Annotated in this window: 5 protein-coding genes; 4 read left to right on the top strand and 1 reads right to left on the bottom strand. The window is 59.8% G+C overall.

All coding sequences use genetic code 11. The annotated features are described in order from the left end of the window. Window positions 1-703 (bottom strand): hypothetical protein (locus GPT33_RS16190; RefSeq protein WP_296810881.1); only part of this gene is annotated, 703 nt, incomplete at its 3' end. Between the two features lie 577 nt (window positions 704-1,280). Here GPT33_RS16190 and GPT33_RS16195 point away from each other — a divergent pair. The 4 genes from GPT33_RS16195 to GPT33_RS16210 form a co-directional block, all read left to right on the top strand. Continuing rightward, a complete protein-coding gene (locus GPT33_RS16195) occupies window positions 1,281-2,540 on the top strand; it encodes a carbohydrate porin (RefSeq protein ID WP_296810884.1) in 1,260 nt (419 codons plus the stop codon). 167 nt (window positions 2,541-2,707) lie between these two features. Continuing rightward, the gene (locus tag GPT33_RS16200; protein ID WP_296810887.1) at window positions 2,708-4,141 is read left to right on the top strand and encodes a glutamate decarboxylase; all 1,434 of its coding nucleotides are present in this window, start codon (window positions 2,708-2,710) and stop codon (window positions 4,139-4,141) included. Window positions 4,142-4,293: 152 nt separating this feature from the next. Next, on the top strand, window positions 4,294-5,829 hold the full coding sequence (gene gadC / locus GPT33_RS16205) for a glutamate:gamma-aminobutyrate antiporter (protein WP_296810892.1): 1,536 nt from the start codon (window positions 4,294-4,296) through the stop codon (window positions 5,827-5,829). Window positions 5,830-6,094: 265 nt separating this feature from the next. Further along, window positions 6,095-6,309 (top strand): glutaminase (locus GPT33_RS16210; RefSeq protein ID WP_296810895.1); only part of this gene is annotated, 215 nt, incomplete at its 3' end.

Genomic DNA, 6,309 nt, shown 5'->3' on the forward strand with positions numbered 1-6,309 from the left:
TGCCTCGCTCGCCGGCGACCCTTGCCGTCAAGTATCCGTCGCGATTCTCGAAATACTCATCGAATTGGGATTGGCCCGCTCTGTTGCTGAACAGGATGCGGCCGTCCGCGCTCAGCGTATGCACGCCTGCATCGATGGCGTCGAGTGCTTGTTTCAGGGCTGCCTCCATGCTTCCCATGTTCGACAGACGCAACGAGATCCGCAAAGACTGCTCGACGTGTCGCCCGAGAAGGCCCAGGGTTTGCATCTCTTCGGAGGTAAAGGGTCCCTTGGCCTTGGCTCTCGGCACCGACACCACGACCAGGTCGTGACGATCCGGAAGGATGATGCAGGACATCAGCCACCCGAACCCAACGCGCCGAAAAAAGTCCGTGTAGATCGGATGACTCTGGATCTCCGATTCGCTTGCGACGGTTTGATCGCTCATGACCTCGAAGCCGCGCATGTTCAAGGCGATCGCGCGCTGCGCGTGTAAATCACGCTCCCACCACTGCTCAGCCAAGTAGACGCTCACTGCCGAGCGCAGCTTTTCCGGATAGATAAAGGTCGACGGCGACTGGGTTTCGTAGAACAGGATGATGCCGCCTTCTCCATCGAAATAGTCTCCGATACGTTCCAACGCATGAGGCCATCGCTCAGGGTTCGGACCTGCCGCGTAAATCGCCTCGATGGTTTCGCTTAGAGCCTGCATCTGCGCTTTCATCGGGATCCAACCTCCTCGGGAAATCGACGCTCTCTCGGAACATGCCCTTGGACATCACTCATGACTCCGGTTAAGCCTGGTACCGCCGACGCAACAGGATGTTTTTAAGGTGGACAACGCGACTGGGGGATCGGAAGCGACCTTTATCCCATTTAGGACATTGACGCGAGCTCCCGCCCGATGGAACATGATAACAAAGGCTAGGGACCCATTGATCATCCGTGTGGATTTTTGCCTGGATGGTGCCGGAGGATACACATGTTTAGCGTCGATTCCGCGGTCGGTCGGGGTCGCGGAGTAAAGGGACCGAGGCGCCCACCGTCCATCGGCACGCCGACGGGAATACCCACCTTACGGAGCGGTTTTTTCTTGGCATCAAATACTTCCGTCGGATCGCAACCGCTGCGAGAAACGCGACAGACGCTGGAAAGCGTCCGTTGTCGTCACCGCAGCATGAATCCGGCTGCCTTGATGTCATCGTTACCTCGCGATCGCGGCATCGATTCCGTCTTCCGAGAACGGCATCACGATCAACGAGCTGCGGGGGCGTCTCGATCATGGAGTAAGGAACTTTGTCATGCTAAGACACGCCGCCGGAATTCTGGTGATCGTCGCCGCGGCACCTGCCCTCGCGCAGGCCAATGACCGACACATCCCCGTGTTGGGATCGACCGACGTCTCCAAGGTCCAAAAGCTCGGCCGTCTACACGATCGCATCCAGCGAGCGACCTGGTGGGAAACGCTGAACCGCGACCTCACCGGCGCCTACAGCACCTATTCAGGCTTCAAGAACACAATCAAGAAGGACACTGGCCTGTCATGGAGCATGCCGGTGAGCTATTTGCAGCAATGGGGCATGCCTGACGGCGGCTGGACGGCCGGGCAGATCCTGGCAACGCCCGGCCTGGATTGGGAGATGTTCGACAGTAAGACGTTTGGCGCGGGTTCCTTGCAGGCGGCCTACACCTGGGTGCGATACCCTTGGCGCCAGACTGCGGCAGACATCGCCGAGAATCTCGGGATCATTACGCCGATCAATGACTTTCCCGGAAACGGGGAGGACTCCTTCCCGCAGCTGACCTATACCCATGCGTTGCCCGGCAACAGGCTGCTGCTGTCGATCGGTCAGTATCCGTTCTACAACTTCGACGGCAACCCGTATCTGGCCGATCAGCAGCAGAACTTCAACAACTACGTGTTCGCTCAGAACGGCAGCTCGACCTACCCAATCGCCGGTCTTGGCGCCTACACGCAATTCAACGTCACCACTACCGTCCAGCTTGCCGGCGGCTTCCAGAATGCGACCGACATCACCGGCGCGGACATCACAACCACTGGTTTTGGCGAGGAAAATCTCGCGTGGTTCGGATACGCACAATGGACACCAAAATTTCACGGGTTCGGCACCGCGCAATATGGGATCACCTACTACGATGTGCCCGAGGTTCCGGAGCAGCCCGACAGCAGCACCGGGTGGTCGTTCAATGCCGTCCAAAATCTGAATGACACCTGGGCAATCTTCGGCCGCGCAAACGGTGTTTGGGGCTACCAGACGCCGATACGGGCGTCCTACGCGATTGGCGGGGCAATGAACAACCCGCTCGGTCGCAGCACGTTGGACCAGATCGGCTTGGCGATCGGATATGCCGAGGCGGCAGGCTCAGCCGTAAATCCGCCGGGTACGAGAGACGAACAGGTCGTGGAGGCGTACTGGAACTGGGAGTTCTTCGGGGGATTGCTGTTGACGCCGGACGTACAGTACATCCGCAATCCCGCTACCGACACGGGACGGGACAGCGTCTGGGCGCTGTCGCTGCGCGCAACGCTGATGTTCTGATTCACCAGCGCACCAAACGAGCGTGCATACAGAGCTCTCCGACTGAACAGAATCTCAGCACTGACGCAGGATAGCGGCGTTCCGCTTGCTCGATTGTTCGGCAGAGCGGCCGATCGATTGACGGGGGTTCGATTTTCACCTTTTCCATTGCCGAGGAGTATTCAACGATGCCGAAGCAGGACGTGAGCAAGCAAACGGGGCGCAGCGACCGGGATCCTCTGTACGACGAGGGAGAGAACAGCAACGACGAGACCTACGGCTCAAGCGAGCTCGCGACGGGCCTTCCGAAGTCGACCTTCCCCGATATCGAGCGCGATCCGCGACGCATTTATGCTGCGGTCCGCGACGAGCTGATGCTCGACGGGAATTCGCGTCAGAATCTCGCGACCTTCTGCCAGACCTGGGAAGAGCCCGAGATCCATCGGCTGATGGATGCCTGTATCGACAAGAACATGATCGACAAGGACGAATATCCGCAGACGGCCGAGATTGAATCGCGCTGTGTGCAGATGCTCGCCGATCTTTGGAATGCGCCTGCCGGCGAGCAGGCGGTCGGATGCTCCACTACCGGCTCCAGCGAGGCCGCGATGTTGGGCGGGCTGGCCATGAAGCGGCGCTGGGAGATGCGTCGCCGGGCCGAGGGCAAGCCCACCGACAAGCCGAATCTCATTACCGGGCCGGTCCAGATCTGCTGGCACAAATTCACCCGCTACTGGGATATCGAGCACCGCGAGATTCCGATGGACAAGGGGCGACTCTTGATGACGCCCGAAGAGGTCCTGAGCCGCTGCGACGAGAACACGATCGGCGTCGTGCCGACACTGGGCGTGACCTTCACTGGCGAGTACGAGCCGGTAAAGGCGATCAGCGACGCATTGGATGCCTTCCAGACCAAGAGCGGTCTCGACATCCCGATCCACGTCGACGGCGCCAGCGGCGGCTTCCTCGCCCCCTTCTGCGCACCAGACTTGGAGTGGGACTTTCGTTTGCCGAGGGTGCGTTCGATCAACGCCTCGGGGCATAAGTTCGGCCTCGCCCCGCTCGGTGTCGGTTGGGTGCTGTGGCGCGAAGAGCAGGACCTGCCCGAGAGCATGGTGTTTTGGGTGAACTATCTCGGCGGCAACATGCGCGACATCGCGCTGAACTTTTCGCGGCCCGGCGGGCAGATCGTTTGCCAGTACTACAACTTCCTTCGCCTCGGACGGGATGGCTACCGAAAGGTCCATACCGCCTGCTATCGCAGCGCTGAATATCTGGCCGAGGAGATTGCGAAGATGGGGCCGTTCGAGATCGTCTTCGGCGGCGACATGGCACGCGGCATCCCGGCGGTTGCTTGGAAGATCAAAGAGGGCACCGATCCGGGCTTCACCTTGTACGATCTCGCCGACCGGCTCCGGGTGCGCGGCTGGCAGGTGCCGGCCTACACGTTGCCGTCGAATTGTCAAGACCAAGCGGTCCAGAGGATCTTGGTGCGCAACGGCGTGAGCCGCGACCTCTGTTCGCTGCTCATCGATCACATGAAGGCGGCCTTGGATCATATCGAGGCGCATCCGATTCAGGAGTCGCTCACGAGCAAAGAGGCATCGGGCTTCCATCATTAGGATACACAACGCGCGAGGTTTTCATTGGCGAGCAGACTCATCGGCGCCGGCGTGGCGTGAGGGGTCTGTACGCATCACGCGTGACGCTGGGGTGCGCATCGCACCGCCCGAGATTGGTTTCCGGACTAAGTAATCAGGAGAGGACTTTCGTCATGGCCGCCGATGCCTTAAACACACAATCGAAACAGCTCTCGTTACTGGGGTTCTTCGCCATCACGGCCTCCATGGTGATGGCGGTCTATGAATATCCCGCGTTCGCCACCTCAGGCTTCAGCCTGGTGTTCTTCCTGCTGCTGGGCGGCCTTCTATGGTTCATCCCGGTCGGCCTGTGCGCGGCCGAGATGGCCACCGTGGAAGGCTGGCAGGAGGGTGGTGTCTTCGCCTGGGTGTCCAACACCCTCGGCGAGCGCTGGGGGTTCGCGGCGATCTCCTTCACCTATCTGCAGATCGCGGTCGGCTTTGTGCCGATGCTCTACTTCGTACTCGGGGCGTTGTCATATATCCTGGCCTGGCCGGAACTGAACACGGACCCGGTCGTGAAGACCATCGCCGCCCTCGTGATCTTATGGGCGCTCGCCGTGACCCAGCTCGGCGGTACCAAATACACCGCAAAGATCTCCAAGGCCGGCTTTTTCGGCGGTATTCTGCTGCCCGCCGTCATCCTGGTGTGTCTCGCGATCCTGCATCTGGCGAGCGGGGCGAAGCTCGAAATCACTATGGATGCGTCGACCTTCTTCCCCAACTTCAGTCAGATCGGAACGCTGGTGGTGTTCGTGGCCTTTATCCTCAGCTACATGGGGGTGGAGGCCTCGGCCACCCATGTAAACGAGATGCGCAATCCCGGACGGGATTATCCGCTCGCGATCTTCTTGCTGATGTTGGCGGCGATCACGCTCAGCTCGATTGGTGGCCTGTCGGTCGCGGCCGTGATCCCGCATGACCAGATCAACTTGAGTTCAGGCGTTGTCCAGACGTTCCATCAGCTCATTCTCACCCATGGCGGGACCGGTCTCGGATGGGTGGTCCGGATCATCGCCGCGCTGCTTCTGCTCGGTGTGCTGGCAGAGATCGCGGCCTGGATCGTGGGACCCTCGCGGGGCATGTATGTGACGGCCGAGAAAGGAATCCTGCCGTCGGCCATGGCCAAGGTCAACAAAAACGGCGTCCCCGTGCCGCTGGTCGTTTTCCAGCTCTTGCTGACCACTGTCGCCATCATCGTGCTCACCAATACCGGCGGCGGCAATAACATGTCGTTCCTGATCGCACTGGCGCTCACGGTCGTGCTCTATCTCATGACCTATTTCATGCTGTTTCTTGGCTACATGACGCTGGTGCTCAAACACCCCGAGAAAAAGCGTGGCTTCAACATTCCCGGCGGCAAGGTGGTGAAACTCTTGGTGGCCGGTTCCGGGTTCCTGGTCTCGTTGCTCGCCTTCGTGGTGTCGTTTTTTCCGCCGAGCGGTCTGCCTGGCGGGGAGAGCACCGACATCTACGTGGGGCTATTGATGGCGAGCTTTTTGGTGGTCGTCATGATCCCCTTCCTCGTCTACGCGTTGCAGGGTAACCGGCCGGGACGGTTGGTTCACATCAACCACCACAACGCACCGGTCGGCCACTTTGCGATTCATCCGCGGGCCCGTGGTACCCATATCCTGGTGCCGCTCGACGCGCGCGAGGACAACGCTTAAACCGCGCCGAGTGCGGTATGCGATGTTTTTGGATGCGATCGGTCCCGGCGGATTTGACGATCGCTGGAGTCAGCGCGGTTTAAGAGATCGAAAAATTTCAAATTTTAAACCGCGTCTCCGCAAAGTTCGGACAAATCCTTGAGCCCGACACACAATGAAAACGACGCATGTCGCTCTGGACGTGGTTTAGAGGCTTCATACCAATTCGGGCGGTGAGATGCCATCCATGGCTTTCTCACCGCCCGCGGGTCTTGAGATGACAGCCGTGTCGAAACCACAGATCGAAGCAGCCCTTGCCGCCGGATACGCGGCCGCGAAAGGCGCAAAGGGCGGGAAGAACGCCGACTACATCCCTTTTCTGGCATCGGTACCGTCGGACCTCTTGGGCGTCTGCGTCGTCACCACCGACGGATGCATCTTTAAGTCCGGCGACTCCGACGATGCCTTCGCCATCGAATCAATCTCCAAGGTCTTCACCCT

It is taken from the genome of Thiocapsa sp. (genome assembly GCF_011390875.1).
GTDB lineage: Bacteria > Pseudomonadota > Gammaproteobacteria > Chromatiales > Chromatiaceae > Thiocapsa.

Coding starts and splice junctions, on each gene's coding strand:
- GPT33_RS16195 (WP_296810884.1), top strand. CDS start 1,281: ATGCTAAGACACGCCGCCGGAATTCTGGTGATCGTCGCCGCGGCACCT.
- GPT33_RS16200 (WP_296810887.1), top strand. CDS start 2,708: ATGCCGAAGCAGGACGTGAGCAAGCAAACGGGGCGCAGCGACCGGGAT.
- gadC (WP_296810892.1), top strand. CDS start 4,294: ATGGCCGCCGATGCCTTAAACACACAATCGAAACAGCTCTCGTTACTG.